The 16,681-nt window shown below is 69.7% G+C and carries 13 protein-coding genes; 7 read left to right on the plus strand and 6 right to left on the minus strand.

Features of this window, described 5'->3' with window-relative positions:
• Nucleotides 1-309 precede the first annotated feature (309 nt).
• Entirely contained in the window at nt 310-2,457 is a 2,148-nt protein-coding gene (locus MXD95_RS12425) for a prolyl oligopeptidase family serine peptidase (RefSeq protein ID WP_250640744.1), read from the plus strand.
• Nucleotides 2,458-2,600: 143 nt separating this feature from the next.
• Here the strand turns inward: MXD95_RS12425 and MXD95_RS12430 are convergent, their stop codons facing one another.
• Complete coding sequence (locus MXD95_RS12430) at nt 2,601-3,257, minus strand: PaaI family thioesterase (RefSeq protein ID WP_250640745.1); 657 nt, start codon at nt 3,255-3,257, stop codon at nt 2,601-2,603.
• Nucleotides 3,258-3,320: 63 nt separating this feature from the next.
• On the opposite strand from MXD95_RS12430, the gene MXD95_RS12435 reads away from it, so the two are divergent.
• The 3 genes from MXD95_RS12435 (at nt 3,321) to MXD95_RS12445 (ending at nt 5,762) form a co-directional block, all read left to right on the plus strand.
• Nucleotides 3,321-3,794: a winged helix-turn-helix transcriptional regulator gene (locus MXD95_RS12435; RefSeq protein WP_250640746.1), complete on the plus strand. Its 474-nt coding sequence runs from the start codon at nt 3,321-3,323 to the stop codon at nt 3,792-3,794.
• 549 nt (nt 3,795-4,343) lie between these two features.
• Nucleotides 4,344-4,853, plus strand: coding sequence for a hypothetical protein (locus tag MXD95_RS12440; protein ID WP_250640747.1), 510 nt, complete (start codon nt 4,344-4,346; stop codon nt 4,851-4,853).
• Between the two features lie 183 nt (nt 4,854-5,036).
• The gene (locus MXD95_RS12445; protein WP_250640748.1) at nt 5,037-5,762 is read left to right on the plus strand and encodes an MBL fold metallo-hydrolase; all 726 of its coding nucleotides are present in this window, start codon (nt 5,037-5,039) and stop codon (nt 5,760-5,762) included.
• 40 nt (nt 5,763-5,802) lie between these two features.
• On the opposite strand, the gene MXD95_RS12450 is transcribed toward MXD95_RS12445, so the two are convergent.
• Complete coding sequence (locus tag MXD95_RS12450) at nt 5,803-6,621, minus strand: SDR family oxidoreductase (RefSeq protein WP_250640749.1); 819 nt, start codon at nt 6,619-6,621, stop codon at nt 5,803-5,805.
• A 100-nt stretch (nt 6,622-6,721) separates the two neighbouring features.
• Here MXD95_RS12450 and MXD95_RS12455 point away from each other — a divergent pair, with 100 nt between their 5' ends.
• Nucleotides 6,722-7,462, plus strand: coding sequence for a TetR/AcrR family transcriptional regulator (locus MXD95_RS12455; RefSeq protein ID WP_250640750.1), 741 nt, complete (start codon nt 6,722-6,724; stop codon nt 7,460-7,462).
• A gap of 180 nt (nt 7,463-7,642) precedes the next feature.
• Here MXD95_RS12455 and MXD95_RS12460 read toward each other — a convergent pair whose 3' ends face one another.
• Nucleotides 7,643-9,220: an AAA family ATPase gene (locus tag MXD95_RS12460; RefSeq protein WP_250640751.1), complete on the minus strand. Its 1,578-nt coding sequence runs from the start codon at nt 9,218-9,220 to the stop codon at nt 7,643-7,645.
• A gap of 751 nt (nt 9,221-9,971) precedes the next feature.
• On the opposite strand from MXD95_RS12460, the gene ctaD reads away from it, so the two are divergent.
• Nucleotides 9,972-11,687, plus strand: a complete 1,716-nt coding sequence (gene ctaD / locus MXD95_RS12465) for an aa3-type cytochrome oxidase subunit I (protein WP_250640752.1) — start codon at nt 9,972-9,974, stop codon at nt 11,685-11,687.
• Between the two features lie 62 nt (nt 11,688-11,749).
• On the opposite strand, the gene MXD95_RS12470 is transcribed toward ctaD, so the two are convergent.
• Nucleotides 11,750-12,238: a winged helix-turn-helix transcriptional regulator gene (locus MXD95_RS12470; protein ID WP_308301484.1), complete on the minus strand. Its 489-nt coding sequence runs from the start codon at nt 12,236-12,238 to the stop codon at nt 11,750-11,752.
• A 136-nt stretch (nt 12,239-12,374) separates the two neighbouring features.
• Between MXD95_RS12470 and MXD95_RS12475 the strand changes: the two genes are divergently transcribed.
• Nucleotides 12,375-13,166, plus strand: a complete 792-nt coding sequence (locus MXD95_RS12475) for an LUD domain-containing protein (protein WP_250640753.1) — start codon at nt 12,375-12,377, stop codon at nt 13,164-13,166.
• A gap of 222 nt (nt 13,167-13,388) precedes the next feature.
• Here the strand turns inward: MXD95_RS12475 and MXD95_RS12480 are convergent, their stop codons facing one another.
• Nucleotides 13,389-15,653, minus strand: a complete 2,265-nt coding sequence (locus tag MXD95_RS12480; RefSeq protein WP_250640754.1) for an MMPL family transporter — start codon at nt 15,651-15,653, stop codon at nt 13,389-13,391.
• A gap of 583 nt (nt 15,654-16,236) precedes the next feature.
• Nucleotides 16,237-16,671, minus strand: a complete 435-nt coding sequence (locus MXD95_RS12485) for a PPOX class F420-dependent oxidoreductase (protein ID WP_250640755.1) — start codon at nt 16,669-16,671, stop codon at nt 16,237-16,239.
• Nucleotides 16,672-16,681: the final 10 nt, after the last annotated feature.

The following is a 16,681-nucleotide window of genomic DNA, read 5'->3' on the forward strand; positions in this document are numbered from 1 at the left end:
ACCGCAACCGATTCCGCAATCCTCATCGGTGTGGTGAAAGGAATGCGGCACACATCAGCAACATTTTCGTGGCCGACCGGCCGGCACGGAGGCGACGCAGCGGCCCGTCCGCCCGTCCCGCCCCCGCGCAACCCATCGGCGCCCTCGCTGTCACGTTCTGCCCGCCATCACGTCCTGCCCGGCGTCGGTCCTTCCTGCCCGGCGTCGGTCCTCCCTTCTCGGCGCCGGATCTTCCCGGCGCCGGGTACCCCGTTTCAGGCTCCCCCGCGAGCGGGCGCGCGGGGGGTGCACTCGGGCAGACTTGGACGGGTGGCTGACGACGATCCGTACCTGTGGCTCGAGGACATCGACGGACAGGACGTACTCGCCTGGGTGCGGGAGCGCAACGCCGAGACGGCCGCCGACCTAGCTGGATCCGCCTCGTTCACCGCACTGCGCACCGAGATCCGCGAGGTGCTGGACGCGGACGACCGGATTCCCTACCCGGTCCGGCGCGGTGAGCACCTGTACAACTTCTGGCGGGACGCGGCGCATCCCCGCGGATTGTGGCGGCGTACGACGCTCCCGCTCTATCGCGCTGCGACCCCCGACTGGGAGATCGTGCTCGATGTCGACGCGCTCGCCGCGGCCGAGGACGAGAACTGGGTCTGGCACGGTGCACAGGTGCTGCGGCCCGGCCACCGGCGGGCGCTGGTCAGGCTGTCCCGCGGTGGCGCGGACGCCGCGGTGGTCCGCGAGTTCGACCTGGTCGAGAAGTCCTTTGTCGACGGTGGGTTCGCGCTGCCCGAGGCCAAGAGCTCGGTCGGCTGGATCGATCTGGACCGGATCTACGTCGGCACCGATGTCGGCGGGAGTTCGCTGACCACCTCCGGGTATCCGCGGCTGGTGCAGGAATGGCGGCGCGGCACCGCGCTGTCCGAGGCGGTCACCGTGTTCGAGGGCAAACCGGAGGACGTCTCGGTCGGCGCCTACCATGACCCGACCGAGGGCCACGAGCACGACGTTATTGTCCGCAGCATCGACTTCTACCGCGACGAACGGTATCTGCGCACTCCATCCGGGCTGGTCCGGATTGACGTGCCGGAGGATGCGCACAGCTCGATCCACCGCACCTGGCTACTTGTCACGACCCGCTCCTCCTGGACGGTCGGCGGACGCGACTTTCCGGCGGGGGCGCTGCTTGCCGCCGACCTCGACGCCTTTCTGGCGGGACATCGCGAATTCGAGGTCCTGTTCGAACCAAACGAGCACACCTCACTCGAATACCATATCTGGACCCGCCATCATCTGATCCTCGGCACGTTGCAGGACGTCCGGACGAAGCTCACTCTGCTCACCCCGACACCGGCCGGCTGGACGCGGACCGCGCTCACCGATCTGCCCGACACGAGTGCGGTCTACGTCAGCGACACCAATCCGGACGACGACGACGAGTACCTCCTCACCGCCAGCGGCTACCTGCAGCCCGCCACCCTCTATCGCGCCGAGGCAGGCACCGGGAATCCCGGCACTCGTAAAAGTGGCCCAGATTCGAGCGGCACGGATGGGAGCGGGCAGCCGGAGATCCTCAAGCAGGCGCCCGCGTTCTTCTCCACCATCGAGCACACCATCCACCAGTATTTCGCGGTGTCGGACGACGGAACCCGCATCCCGTATTTCGTCGTCGGCCCCGGAAACCCCGCGAGCCCCGGACACCCGGAGAACTCCGGCAAGGCGGGCGAGCCTGGACCGGGCGTGGGTCCCGGACCCACCCTGCTGTACGGGTACGGCGGGTTCGAGGTCTCGCTCACCCCGGCCTACAGTGGGACGATCGGCCGCGCCTGGCTCGCCCGCGGCGGCACGTACGTGGTCGCGAACATCCGCGGCGGCGGCGAGTACGGCCCGGGCTGGCATCAGGCGGCGTTGCGGGAGAACCGGCCGCGCGCGTATGAGGACTTCGCCGCCGTCGCCCGGGATCTCGTCACCCGCGGCATCACGACACCGGGCCTGCTCGGCACCGAGGGCGGTTCCAACGGCGGGCTGCTCATGGGCGTGATGCTCACCCGCTATCCGGAGCTGTTCGGCGCCGTCGTCTGCTCGGTTCCGTTGCTGGACATGCGCCGATACCACCAACTGCTGGCCGGAGCGTCCTGGGTGGCCGAATACGGTGATCCCGACGACCCGGACGACTGGGTGTTCCTTCAGGAGTACTCGCCCTATCAGAACACCCGGGCCGACCGGCGTTATCCGCCGGTGCTTCTGACGACCTCCACCCGGGATGACCGTGTCCATCCCGGCCATGCTCGCAAGATGGTCGCCCGCCTGCGCGAACAGGGCCATGACGTGCGCTATTACGAGAACATCGAGGGTGGCCACGGCGGCGCCGCCGACAACGAGCAGCTCGCGTACGTTTCCGCGCTGACCTACGAGTTCCTCTGGCACACTCTCGGCGCCGGTCGGGCCGCCGCACCGGCGTAGGCCGCCGCCCAGGTGCCGGACGCTCCTACCGCCGCTGGCGGCGTACGCCCTGTCTGTCCTTGCCAAAGCGCCCTCGTCGTCAGACGCACTCGTCCCGGCTCCGCGGAACCGGGACCGCACGGGCCGCCTTGGCGGTCGCGACACTACGCCGGACGCATGATCAGGCAGCTACTCGTGGCGGTGGCATACACCTTGCCGGCCGCGTCGGTCAACCGGCCCTCGGCTAGGGCCGTGCGCCGGCCGAGGTGGGTGACGGTGGCCTGCGCGGTGACCGGGCCGGTGTCGATGGTGACCGGTCGCAGGAACTTCAGCGACAGGTCGAGGCTGGTGTAGAACACACCCGCTGGCAGCCGGGTGTGCACGGCGCAGCCGCAGGCGGAGTCCAGCAGCGTCGCGAAGACACCGCCGTGGACGGTGCCGAGCGTGTTGTAGTGAAATTCCTGCGGCGTCACGCGGAACGTGGCGGTGCCCTCGCCGAACGAGACGCCGTCGAGGTCCAGAGCCTGCATGATCGGCGGCGGCGGGATCCGACCCGCAACGATCTCGGTGAAGAACTCCACCCCGCTCAGGCCTGCCCCACCGGCCACCACCGCACCCGGATCCGACCACGTGAACGTCCGCTGCCGGGGCTCCGGTACCCCGGACGCCCCGCTCCCGGGTGCCGCGGGCTCGGGAATCTCCGCCCCGGGTGCCCTGGCCTCGGGTGCCCTGGCCCCGGGCACCTGGGCCGCGGGCACGCCACCCCCGGCTGGCTCGGCTCCGGGCGCTGTCGCCGAGCTGGTCTCGGGTGCTGTCGTCATACGATCCACGCTACGGCCGCTGAGTATCGAAAGGCAACTCAGCCGACGTACGATGGGATGGTGATGCCGTTCACCGCGTACGACAGCGAGACCTGTTCCATCGCTCGGACCCTGGCGCTCGTCGGCGACCGCTGGTCGTTGCTGGTGCTACGCGACCTGGCAAACGGCGTCCGCCGGTTCGACGAGCTCGCCGGCCATCTGGGGGTGGCCCGCACCGTCCTGTCCCAGCGGCTCGCCCGCCTGGTCGACGCGGGGCTCGTCGAGCGGGTGGCCTATCGGGACAATGGTGCGCGCGAGCGGCACGAGTACCGCCTGCTCGGCCCCGGCCGTGAGCTCGCCGGCATCCTCCTGGCCTTCCTGGCCTGGGGCGACCGCCACCTCGCCGGCCCGGACGGCCCGCCGGCAGTGCCCCGCCACGCCGACTGCGGCGCGCCGGTGCGGCTCGTCCTCACCTGCGACGACGGGCATGAACTCGGCCCTCGTCCCCGGCTGCGCCTCGAGCCCGGCCCCGGCAGCCGGCTGGCCGCAACGCAGTAGGTTCGGGGCAACCTGGTCAGACATACCACCTGGATCAGGTGTCGCGCCCGCTCGTCCCCCGCGTCCCGCGCGCCATGCCGTCCGGACGGGGCGGCCGCACGGCGCCGACATCTACACTGCGGGAACCACAAGCCTGCTGGCGATCGGCCTCTACGGCGCCACCTCGGCGGGTCAGCCAGGCCAGCCGGGCCCGGCATCCAGGAAGCACACCTCCGAGAAGGCGCGGCGCGAACGGGAGTTACCCGGATCACCAGGCGGTCAGCAGGCAGGTCTGACCGCCTGGTAACGGGAGCGGACTGCCCAGGTTCACGGCTGGCAGCCAGCTCAGCGCGCGGTCGACCGCCACATCGCGCTCGGCGAGCTTGCGTGGCTCCCGCCGGCAGCCACGCCGCCGAGACCGCCAGCCGCCGCGCCACAGCCACAGCCACAGCCACGAGTAACCCCTACCGCTATCTGTTGGCGAACAGGCCGTGGGAAGCGGCCCGACCTGGAGTCCTGCCCGGCCCCCACCACGGCGCCGGGCAGGCGCCCGAACAGAGCGGAGTGAGGGTGAGACTCGACATGGAGCGCGGCGAGGAATCGGTCGGCACGGGCGGCGCCGGCAGCGCGGCGGTCCGCGCACGGACACCGGGATGGCAGCCAGCGTGGGCGCCGGCGCGCCCGGCGCAGTGGGCCGACCTCGCCGGACGGCTCGGCATCGCCGCCTTGCTGGCCGCCAGCGGCTACATCCACCTGGACCTCTACCGAACCGGCTACCGGGTCATCCCGAAGGTCGGCACGATGTTCCTGCTGCAGGAAAGCGGGTCGTTCGCGGTGGCGTTCCTGCTGCTGCTGTCCGGATCGCTCATGTTGCGGCTGGCGGCGGCGGGCCTTGCCGGCGGCGCGCTGGTCGGCTTCGTCCTGTCCCGGACGGTCGGCGTCTTCGGGTTCGCCGAACATGGTCTGAACCCGGCGCCCGACGCGCTCGAGAGCATCCTGACCGAGGCCGGCGTCCTGGTTCTCGTCGCCGCGACCCTCCTGCTGTTCCTCCTCAGGTCGCGGCGGCAAACCACCGTGTAGCGGGCCGGCACGTCGTTGATCAAATGCGCGGAGTCGCTGTCAACGCCGTTGATTATCTTGTTCGCGCAGTCGGAACAGACATGGTTTCCGCCCCGTCCGCGGGGCCGCGTCTCTGCCACGAGCAGATCCGCGCACGGCGCAATCGTCTGGTGGAGTGATGCCAGCCCTCCTACCGTCCGCCCCATGAGTGCGAGCGAGCTGAGCACAGCGGAGCTGAGAATGCTGCTGCCCAGCCTGTACTTCCTACGGTTTCCGGTCGGGCACGCCTATCTCTGGCTGGACGACGACGGCATGACGCTCGTCGACTGCGGCGTCACCGGCTCCGGCCCGCGGATCGCGGCCGCGAACCGCCGCCTCGGCCGCGACCCGGCGCAGGTGCGCCAGCTGGTCCTCACCCATTTCCACCACGATCATGTGGGCGCGGCGAACGAGGTCGCCGCCTGGGGCGACGTCGTCATCTGCGCCCACCGGGCCGACGCACCCGTGATCCGCGGTGACGTGCCCGGCGCCCCGCCCGTCCTACTCGACTGGGAACGTCCGATCTTCGACCAGGTCAGCGGCGGCACCATACCCACGCCCGCCCCGGTGCGGGTGGACCGCGAGCTGGACGACGGCGACGTGCTCGACGTCGGTGGGCGCGCGCAGGCCATCGCCGTGCCTGGCCACACCCCCGGCAGCGTCGCCCTCTACCTACCTGACCATGGCGTCCTGTTTACCGGCGACACCGTTGCCCGCAGCGCGGATGACCAGGTCATCCTCGGCGTCTTCAACATCGACCGGGACGCCGCCATCACCTCCCTGCGCCGCCAGGCCGCTCTCAACCCCACGATGGCCTGCTTCGGCCACGGCGACCCGGTGACCGCCGACGCCGGCGCCGCCCTCCAGGACGCCCTCACCCGTCTGCACTGACCATCACCAGTCCCGGTGACCACCGGTCGAAGCACGGCACTCAGACGCGCAGGGTCTGGGCGGGGCGCACGACGATCTCGGGGATGTTCAGGCGCAGCGGGGTACCGAGGACGTACACGACCGCGTCGGCGATGTCGTCCGGCCGGGCGAGGTGCGTGGAGAGCGCGGCCTGCGCGGCGTCGAGGACGTCGTCCGGGAGACGCTCGCCGGGAGCGATGTCGAGGGCGGCTCCGCCGAGCTCGCCGACGACCGCGATGGTCTCGGGGGTGAAGTTGCGCACGACGTTGGTCGCGACCGCCCCGGGCAGCAGCGTGGTGACGCGGATGTCGTCGGCCTCGAGTTCCTGGCGCAGCCCCTCCCCCAGATAGCTCACCGCCGCCTTCGTGGCGCCGTAGACGCCGAAGTCCGGACGCTGGGCCGCCGTGGACGAGATGTTGACGATGTGCCCGCCGCTGCCGGTGCGGCGCATGGCCGCGACCGCGGCGCGGCAGCCGGCGAGCAACGCGAGCACGTTGACCTCCAGCATCTCGCGGGCGGCGGGCGGCTCCTCGACGAGGATGGGACGGTTGCTGGCGATCCCGGCGTTGTTGACCATCACATCGAGTCGGCCGGCCTTGTCCGCGATCTGGTCGACCAGTGCGGCGAGGGCATCGCCGTCGCGGACGTCGAGAACGGCCGTCGTCGCCGTGCCGCCGGCGTCCACGATGCGCGCGGCCGAGGCTGCCATCGGTTCGCGGGTCCGTCCAACGAGATGGACCGCGGCGCCGGCAGCACCCAGCCGCTCGGCGATGGCACGGCCGATCCCGCTGGACGCGCCGGTCACGATCGCGGTCCGGCCACGCAGCGTCGAGCCGTTCATCTGGGTCTCCTTGACAGCTAAGATGCGAGCAACTGCTCGCGTTGCAGGGCGACCACAGAATACGAGCGATTGCTCGCATTAGTCAAGGAGGGGTGACTCGGTGACGCCACGTGGCCCGGCTTCAGCCGCTGGCGCGCAGGTGGGGGCGGACCCTGGTGCGCGGGCGGCGCCACGACGGCAGGAACGTGGCCGCCGACGCGCCGAGTCGATCCTGGACGCCGCCGAAGCCGCCATCGACGAGATCGGCTACGACGGTGTGACGACAAATCTGATCGCGACGCGGGCCGGCATCTCGCCGGGCTCGCTGTACCAGTACTTCGCCAACAAGCAGGCCATCGCCGAGGCCCTCGCCACGCGCTACCTGCGGTACCTCGACCGCCATGGCGGCTCCGGCGACGTGGCGGTCGCCTCGGGTGCCCACGGGGCGGCCGGCCGGGCCAGGGGCGAGATCCTCCCGGCCGGCCTCGCCACCCGGCCCACCGCCGAGATCATCGACTGGGTCGTCGACCCCGTCATCGAGCTGAACGTCGCCCATCCCGCGGCCAAGGCCCTGCTGGCGGGCTCCAACGTCTCCCCCGAGCTCGCGCACGCGACCCGGGCGCTGCACGCGGCGATCTGCGACCCGGTGGACGCGTTGATCGCCGCGATCGCGCCGCAGCGCGCGGCCGACGCCTGCCACCTCGCGGCGAACGTGTCGTTCCAGATCTTCACCGGGGTGCTGCCCGGCATCGTCGCGGCGGCCCCGACCGAGCGACCCGCGGTGATCCGCGAGCTCAAGGCCGCCCTGTGCGGCTACTGGGAGACCCTGCGCCCCGCCGCGGGCCAGCCGGCCGCCGAGTAGGACGGACCCGGGCCGGACGGCCTGGAGTCACCGCAGTCGACCGACTCGCGAGGGGCGGACGCGAGACCATCGCGGCCAGTATGGACACCCGTGGATCGGACGGGTGGCCGACAGCCGGCAGAGCCGATCACCACTCCCCTTCCCGGGCCGGCCTGGATCCCTTCGGCGAGGGCGCGGTGTTCAGGCTCGCAGCAGGGTGACGGGCCGGCCCCCGGGGCTGGTGATGGCGGTGATGGTGGTGCGTTCGGTGATGGGCGGGGCGCCTGGCCTGCTGTCGAACACGACAAGTACGCCGTGGTCGAGACCGGTGCGGTCCAGGTACCCGTCGAGCTGGCGCAGCCCGGCCGGCAGCGGATCGGCCTGGTGCTCCCGGCGCACCTTCAGCTCGACCGCCTCCCGCTGCCAGTGGCGCTTGCCCTCGGGCGTCCGCCAGGGCCATCGGACCAGCAGGTCGATGCGGCCACGTCCGATTCCGTATTCGCGCCCAACGTAACCTCCACCATTGACGACGCGCTGCAGGAACCCCATGAAGACCAGCTGGGCAGCGGCCTCCGGATAGCGCCGGCCGGCTGCGAGGATTTCGCCGTTCTCCATCCAGAAATCGGCGAACTCGTGGATCATCCGGTCCATGTCGAACCGCCCGTCGGCCAGTACGAACGTGCGCGGATCAGCCAGGACGACGGCCTCGACACCGTCGGCAAGAACGCGAGCGATGACCTCCCGGTAGATCGGGTTGGCGACGCGGACCGGATTGTTCTGGGCGATCAGCCCGAGGTCGCGGACGTAGGTCAGGTCGTCGTCGTAGGCGTCGAGGTTCACCACGGTGCCGGCGAGCACGGGTTCCAGCACCCGCCGGACGCGCGGATCCGCGAGCCTGGCGGCGAGCGAGTCCAGATGGGTGGCGCGAGCGAGAATCAGCCGCTCCTTCGCCTGGTCCATGTGCTCGGCCGTGACGGGCTCGGTCCGCGGCACACCGATCTTGTCGACAACCTCCCGGGCCAGCGCGTTGACCAGCCAGGGCTGCCCGACGGTCAGCTCGAACGCCCGTTCCATCGCGCCACCGGTGAACTCCTGCCCGGTGTCGGCGGTGTGCTGCCCGTACAGCTCCCGTACCTCGCCGGGGGTGAAGTCCCCCAGCCGCAGCGACTCCACCTTGATGTTGAACGGACTCGACGTGCCCAGCCTGGCCGGGTCGCCGCCCGAGGCCAGGCGATACTCGCGGACGTCCCGCAGGCCACACAGGACGACAGACGCCGGAAAATCATCGGGCCGGCGCGAGTAGCTCGACCGAAGCTGGCGCAACACACTGATCAGACTCTGCCCACGCAGCGCGTCGATCTCGTCGAAGAACAGCACGATCGGACGAGGGCAAACCCGCGCCCACGCGGTCAGGCCGACAGTGAGCAGTCCTTCGCCCGCGGCTTCCGGCCAGGCCGGCGGACGGAGCGCGGCGGGAAGTGCCGTCTCGGCTTCGGTGCGGATCTGCAGGAGGATCGCGCGCTGCGCGGCAGCGTAGTCGTCTTCGGCGACCTGGCCGGTCTCGCAGGAGAAGTGCAGCGCCGCATGGCTGCCGGCGGCGGTCAACTCGGCTGCCAGCGCACGCAGCGCGGTCGTCTTGCCGGTCTGGCGCGGCGCGTGGACGACGAAGTAGCCCATCTGCTCGACGAGCGCGGGAGCCTCGGGCAGCCGGGACAGCGCGGGAATCGTGTAGTTCAGGTCCGGGCGGTTGGGGCCAGCCGTGTTGAAGCTGCGCGCCACTCGCGCCCCCTCCCCCTCACCGGGGCCGCACTCCGCCGCCGCCCATCACCGTCACCCTACGGCCCGATGGTCACCCGCCGGGCTCGCGTGACCGCGTGCTTTCGTCCAGCAGTGGTCCGCGTTCCGATCGCCGTGCGCCGCCTGGCTGTCGTCACATCACCTCGGCCCGAGCCCGCACGCTCACACGGAAGCACCACACCGGCGACTCCTGGAACTCGATCAGTCACGTTACGCGGTCGACTGTCGAGCGGCGCTCCTTGGCGCTACCTCGACCGACGACATCCGTTGAGTCGAAACCGGCCGGCACGGACCGCGGGCCGGCACGCACTCGGCCGTCCACCAGTCGAACGAGCCTGATGACGGGCCTGGCGGATCTCCACCCGCCGACCTCAAATCCCGCCGTGGCGATGAACACAGCCGGAAAGCGGTCGGAAAATCGCCGAAAAGTGCGGGACCCGATGGTGGGGCCGAGAGAGCGGGACCTTCTACGCTGATTCGGTGTGCCGGATTTCCTTTGGGCGTGGGACGTCCGCCAAGGCCGGGGAAACCGGCACCTGGATAGCGTGACGTGCGCCGGCAGGTTTCTCGGCCGGCGCGCCGAGCCGGGCGGCGCGGGGCCGTCTGACCGCCGGGCCCGTCCCCGCTGGCGATAACAACACATTGATTGTGGCTGCCCGGCGGCGGTCGTGACACCCGATGGTGATGCCGCGCCCGCCAGTGCCGGCAGCGGCAACACCATCGGGAGCGGATTGTGACACTGGTGCACGACACACCGGCCGGGCACGCGGACCCGCCGGACGACGAGGCCCCGCCGAAGGCGCTGGGTTCGCCGCTGCACTATCTGCGGACGACGTCGCACAAGGACATCGCGGTGATGTACACCCTGACGTCACTTGTCTACTACGCGTTCGCTGGCGTCCTGGCCATGTTCATGCGGGCCGAGCTCACGCGACCCGGTCTGCAGTTCGTCTCGAACGAGCAGTACAACCAGCTCTTCACCATGCACGGCACGCTGATGCTGCTGATGTTCGCGACGCCCATCGCGTTCGCGTTCGCGAACTATCTGATCCCGTTGCAGATCGGCGCACCGGACGTCGCGTTCCCGCGACTGAACGCGATGTCGTTCTGGTTCTTCTTCTTTGGCAGCCTGACGGTCATCTTCGGATTTCTCACGCCGAACGGTGCCGCCTCGTTCGGCTGGTTCGCCTACACGCCGCTGTCGAACTCGGCGTATTCGTCGGGGCTCGGCAGTGACCTGTGGCTGGTGGGGCTGACCGTCTCGGGTCTGGGCACGATCCTGGGCGCGGTCAACTTCATCACGACGATCCTGTGCCTGCGGGCACCGGGCATGACGATGTTCCGGCTGCCGATCTTCACCTGGAACGTCCTGGTGACGTCGATCCTGGTGCTGATCGCGTTCCCGGTGCTCGCCGCCGCGCTCATCGCGCTGGAGTGCGACCGCCGGTTCGGCTCACATGTCTTCGACGCGGCCAACGGCGGGTCCATCCTGTGGCAGCATCTGTTCTGGTTCTTCGGGCATCCCGAGGTCTACATCATCGCCCTGCCGTTCTTCGGGATCATCACCGAGATCCTCCCGGTGTTCTCCCGCAAGCCGTTGTTCGGCTACAAGGGCCTGGTGTACGCGACCATCGGCATCGGCGGCCTGTCGATCGCGGTGTGGGCGCACCACATGTACGTGACCGGTGCGGCGCTGCTGCCGTTCTTCTCGATCCTGACGTTCCTGATCGCGGTACCGACCGGGGTCAAGTTCTTCAACTGGATCGGCACGATGTGGCGCGGCCAGCTCACCTTCGAGCCGCCGATGATGTTCGCCGTCGGCTTCCTGGTGACGTTCCTGTTCGGTGGTCTCACCGGCGTCCTGTTGTCGAGCCCGCCGGTCGACTTCCACGTCAGTGACAGCTACTTCGTCGTCGGCCACTTCCACTATGTGGTCGCCGGCCTGCTGTTCGCCGGGTTCGCCGGGATCTACTTCTGGTTCCCCAAGGTCACCGGCCGGATGATGAACGAGCGACTTTGCAAGATTCACTTCTGGACGATGCTGGTCGGCTTCCACTCGACGTTCCTTGTGGACCACTGGCTCGGCGTCAAGGGCATGCCGCGCCGTTACGCCGACTACAGCGCGCAGGACGGCTTCACCACACTGAACACCATCTCGTCACTGGGCAGCGTGATCCTCGCGCTCTCCACCCTGCCGTTCCTGTTCAACCTCTGGATCTCGTACCGCAAGGGGCCGATCGTCACGGTCGACGATCCGTGGGGATGCGGGAACTCGCTGGAATGGGCGACGTCCTGCCCGCCGCCGCGGCACAACTTCACCACGCTGCCGCGGATCCGCTCCGAGCGCCCCGCATTCGACCTGCACTATCCAGAGCTCGCCGGTGACGTGGACTACCACGCCACGCCCGAATTCGGTCCGGCAGCCAACAAGCCCGGCCTGAGCACCTGACCAGCTCGCGGTATCTGGTCCGCCCCGGTCTCCACATTGTGGGGACCGGGGCGGACCACGTCTTACCCCCTTCGGGTGTCGTATTCCTGCTGGGCCTCCTGGATCTCGTCCGCGTGCGCCAGCAGCCAGGCCATGAGGCCCGATGCGTTGTCCAGGAGCTTCTCGCCCAGCGGCGTAAGGACATAGTCCACGCGTGGTGGAACGGTCGCGTGGACGGTGCGGTTGACGAACCCGTCCCGCTCCAGGCCGCGCACCGTCGAGGTCAGCATCCGCTGGCTGATACCCGGCACGGCGCGGCGCAGCTCCGAAAACCGCCGGACGCCACTTCCCAGCTCGTACACCACCGATATTGACCATTTATCGCCGATGCGGTCCAGCACGTCCCGCACCCGGCACACGGCCTCACCCCGCGCGGCCAACGCGGCCGCTATCTGGTGCTGGGCCGCCTCGCCCGCCTCGCCCGCCTTGCCCTCGCCCTCGCCCTCGCCCTCGTCCGGCATCGTCACGGTTCCCTCCGGGTAACCCAGGCAGAAAAAAGTGCCGTCTTCCACTGGACCATTATCTTGTCGAGACTTTGGCCAGTTTCCACCGGGAACTCCGGCGTGGCGGACCGCTCGCCCCGGTCCGGCCGGGCCCGACCGCCCTGCGGATCTTCGGCCCTGCCGCCCTGCGACCGAAGGATCGACGATGACCATCGACTCACCGGACTCCGACACAGCGACCCTCGGCACAGCGGACCTCGACGCGGCGGCCCTCGACGCGGCGGCCCTCGACGCGGCGGCCCTCGACGCGGCGGCCCTCGACGCGGCGGCCCTTGACGCGGCGGCCGCCGACGAGACGGCCTCCGCCGGCTCTCCTGCCCTGCTCGCCGACGAGTCCTTTGCCGTGCCCGCCGACGAGGCCGCACTCGAGCGCGCGGTCACCGCGCTGCGCGCCAACGGTTTCATCGTCCGGGTGGTGGACACCGTTGCCGACGCCCGGGCGCTGCTCGCCGAGCTGCTCCCCCGGGACCGGGAGATCTTCACCGCCTCCAGCCAGACGCTCGAGCTCTCGGGCATCACCGCCGACATCGACGAGTCGGGCGAGTTCGTCTCGGTGCGGGCCAAGGCTGGCCCACCCACGCCCGACGACCTCTGGGCGACCATCCGGCTGGGCGCGACTCCCGAGGTCGTGGTCGGCAGCGTCCACGCGGTGACCGAGAACGGCCAGCTGCTCGTCGCCTCCGCCAGCGGTAGCCAGTTCGCGCCCTATGCCAGCGGAGCGAAGCTCGCCTACTGGGTCGTCGGCGCGCAGAAGATCATGCCCGACGTGGAGACCGGACTACGCCGTCTGCACACGTACAGCCTGCCGCGTGAACACCAGCGGCTCCAGGAGCGGTACAACCAGGGCTCGGTCATCGGCCGAATCCTCATCCTGGAGCGCGAGGTGTTCCCCGAGCGCGGCACGGTGATCCTCGTCCGCGAGGCGATCGGTTACTGAGCAGCCCGCGGGCTGTCCTCGCCCGCCGCACGTGCGGCGCGTGCGCGTCGCGCGGGTCGGGTGCCCGGCCGAGCCCTCCCGAACGCAGAGCCGGCCCCGGAGTCGAACACCCTCCGGGGCCGGGCAATCTACCGTCAGTCGCGATACGCGATGGTCCCCTCCGCGTGACGATCAGCCGCGCACGACGATCAACCGCGCACGATGGTCAGACGCGCACGATGGTCAGACGTTGATGGCCTGGTCGTGCGGCCCGGACTGGGGCGGGGTCCGGGCCGCGCTGTCCGTGGACGGGGTGACGTCGTCGTCGGGCGGTTCGACGGACACCCGTGGGGTGATCCGGTCCAGCCAGCGGGGGAAGAACCAGTTCGGCTTCCCGATGATGTGCATGAGCGAGGGCACCAGCATCGTCCGCAGGATGAACGCGTCCAGGAACACCGCCGATGCAAGGCCCAGGCCGAAGATCTTGATCTGCCGGCCCGGGGAGACCAGGAAGCCGAGGAACACCGCGATCATGATGAGCGCGGCGGCGGTGATGATGCCGCCGGTCTCGGCCTGGCCGACGGTGACCGCCCGCTTGTTGTCCCGGGTGTGGACCCACTCCTCGTGCATCCGGCTGACGAGGAACACCTGGTAGTCCATGGACAGGCCGAACAGGATCGCGAACAGCATGACCGGGATCCAGGCGTCGATCGGGCCACCGGGCCCGCCACCGAGGGCGTCCGAGCCCCAGCCGTACTGGAAGATCGCCACGATCAGGCCGAAGGAACCCGCGGCGGCCAGCAGGTTCATCACCGCGGCCGTCAGCGGGACGACCACGGAACGGAAGGCGAGCAGCAGCAGCAGGAACGACAGCCCGACGACGACCCCGACGAACAGCGGCAGCTTGCGGGCGAGCACCTTGGCGAAGTCGACGTTGATCGCCGTGTCACCGTAGGTGTAGATCTGGTTCGCCGTGCCCTTGTACAGCGGCGGCAGCACGTCCGAGCGCAGGTGCCGGACCAGCGTGTAGGTCTTCTCCGACTGGGGCGACGTGGTCGTCTTGAACGAGACGAACGCGATGTCCTTGGCCAGCGGGAGGGTACTCAGGCTCGCCCGGTCGATGCCCGGCTCGGCGGCCAGCGTCTGGGACACCTTCTGCAGGAAGGCCTTGTCGGAGGCGCCGGGGCCGTTGACGACGGCTTCCAGCGCGGAGTTGTACCCGACCCCGAAATCGGAGGCGATCAGATCGTAGCCGGACCGGGTGGTGGAGCTCTTCGGATCGCTGCCCTGGTCGCTGGCGCCGAGCTGCAGCGAGAAGAACGGGACCGCGAGCGCGACGATGATCGCCCCGGAGACAGCGGCGACGGCGATGCGGTTGTGGGCGACGAACTCCGACCAGCGGGCCCAGAATCCGACCTGCGTGTTACCGACGAACTGCCCGGCGCGCACGGCAGCCCGGTGTTTGCGAGTCAGCACCTTCAGCCCGAACAGGCTCAACAGTGCGGGCAGCAGGGTCAGCGACGCAGCCATGGTGAGCCCGACCGCGAGGGCCGTCGCCACCGCCATGCCGTTGAAGAAGCTCACGCCGAGCGCGATGAGGCCGAGAATGGCGATGCACACGGTGGTACCGGCGAACAGCACGGCCCGGCCCGACGTGTTGATCGCCGACACGATCGACTCGGGGACCGGCATGCCGCGGCGCAGGTTGCGCCGATGTCTGGTCACGATGAACAGCGCATAGTCGACGCCGACACCGATCACCATCAGCTCCGCCAGATATGGCGTGATGTTGGAGACGCTGATCGCGTGGCTGAGGATGTAGATCAGGCCAAGGCCGCTCACGAGCGCTACCACGGCGCTGGCCAGCGGCAGCACCGTCGCCGCCACGGTGCGGAACACGATGGCCAGAATGATCAGTGCGGCGCCGAAGCCGATGAACACCGAGGCGCCGCCGCCGCCCTGACTCTGCCCGATGCCCGAGAACGCGTTGCCGGTGAACTCGGCCTGCAGCGAGTTACTGTCGAGTTTCTTCAGCGAGTCGTAGGCGTTCTTGAAGAGCTCCGGCTCGTAGTGGTTGTTCTCCCACGTGATCGAGACCAGCGCGGTGGTCGACCCACGTGCGGTGTTCAGCAGCTGGGGGTTTCCGGCCGTCGGCTTGTCGCTCTCGGCGCAGCTGATCGACTGCCATGGCGTGGCGATGAACGCAACATGATCACGCGACGCGCACAGGTCGATCAGGGCCGGCTTGACCGCGGACGGCTCGGACTTGAGGTCCCCGTTCCTGCTCTTGAGGACGACGGTTCCGACGGCGCCGTTCCGGTTGTCCAGGTTGCCGGCCTTGAGCAGGTCAGCGACCTTCGCGGTCTCGGTGTGCGGGAGGCTGAACGTGTCCTTGTAGGCCGACCCGCCCATCGCACCGGCGATGCCCTGGGCCGCGACGATCACCACCAGCCAGCCGACGATGACAAGCCATCGGCGGCGGATGGCGAACTCGGCAATGGTCTTCATCAGTTCTCCTGATCAGGGCCACGGTGTGCGGCTGCTGAGGGCGGATGTACAGGCGGCGGACGGACCGCGCCGATATGCTTTATGTGCAGAGACAACTAGCCGGGCGGTAACCTGGCGGCTACCTGGCGGTCGGCCGACACCGTCGCACGGGCCACCGACCAGCCAAACCCCTCAGACGGCAGTCCAGCGAGTCCGGCCACCCTTCGGAGTCCGTGCCAGCACCTGGCCGGTCCCTGTGAACCGGCCAGTGCGAACACCAATGCGAACATAGCCCGCTCGCGCGAGGGCCGGCACGCCGGCCACGGGACAGTCATACCGTGGGACTGTCATCTTGCCGACTCATTATCGACTGGCCGGCCCCAGCGACCCCCACGGACGGCCGCGCAACGCCGGCGGTGCACCGGGAATCCCGCGCTCACCTGCGGCATCTCGCCGAACCGGCATGGCGATCACGGATGATTGCCGACGTACGTGACAACTATCACGTCAGGGGATCCGGCTGTGGTCACGTGTATTGCCTGGCCGGAAAACGATTCTCGCACTGGACCCGCGGCCTCCGGCCGCGATATGGCCGGGTGCGCCCTCAGAGGGACTGGCCGTAGACCCGCTCGACCGTGAGGGTGAGCAGGACGCGGCGGTCGGAGACCATCACCGCGCGGTACTCGTCCCAGTCGGGATGTTCGCCGGCGGCGCGGCGGTAGTAGTCGACGAGCGCCCGCACCTCGGGGCTGGCCTCGTCCGCGCCCGGGCCGGTGATCGTCACCGGACCCTCGGCTGTCGCCCACGAGCGGCCGTCGGGGCCGGTGACCTCCAGGGCGGCCCAGGGCTCGCGGCGCAGGTTCGCCGTCTTGGCCAGTCCAGCCCGGGTCGAGATGAGGATGACGCCCGCCGACTGGTCGTAGAACGGCAGGATCGGCGACAGCTGGGGGCGGCCATCGGTCCGGGTGGTGGCGAGGACGCCCAGGCGGCTCTGCGCAAGCAGCGCATGGGGGTCGAACGAGGAGGTGGATGCGGCCATGGCTCCATCC

This window comes from Frankia sp. AiPa1 (genome assembly GCF_023243075.1).
Lineage (GTDB): Bacteria > Actinomycetota > Actinomycetes > Frankiales > Frankiaceae > Frankia.

Bases quoted from the DNA above. Each gene is read 5' to 3' on its own strand.
- MXD95_RS12430 (WP_250640745.1), bottom strand. From the start codon at position 3,257: ATGACGACAGCACCCGAGACCAGCTCGGCGACAGCGCCCGGAGCCGAG.
- MXD95_RS12435 (WP_250640746.1), top strand. From the start codon at position 3,321: ATGCCGTTCACCGCGTACGACAGCGAGACCTGTTCCATCGCTCGGACC.
- MXD95_RS12445 (WP_250640748.1), top strand. From the start codon at position 5,037: ATGAGTGCGAGCGAGCTGAGCACAGCGGAGCTGAGAATGCTGCTGCCC.
- MXD95_RS12450 (WP_250640749.1), bottom strand. From the start codon at position 6,621: ATGAACGGCTCGACGCTGCGTGGCCGGACCGCGATCGTGACCGGCGCG.
- MXD95_RS12475 (WP_250640753.1), top strand. From the start codon at position 12,375: ATGACCATCGACTCACCGGACTCCGACACAGCGACCCTCGGCACAGCG.
- MXD95_RS12480 (WP_250640754.1), bottom strand. From the start codon at position 15,653: ATGAAGACCATTGCCGAGTTCGCCATCCGCCGCCGATGGCTTGTCATC.
- MXD95_RS12485 (WP_250640755.1), bottom strand. From the start codon at position 16,671: ATGGCCGCATCCACCTCCTCGTTCGACCCCCATGCGCTGCTTGCGCAG.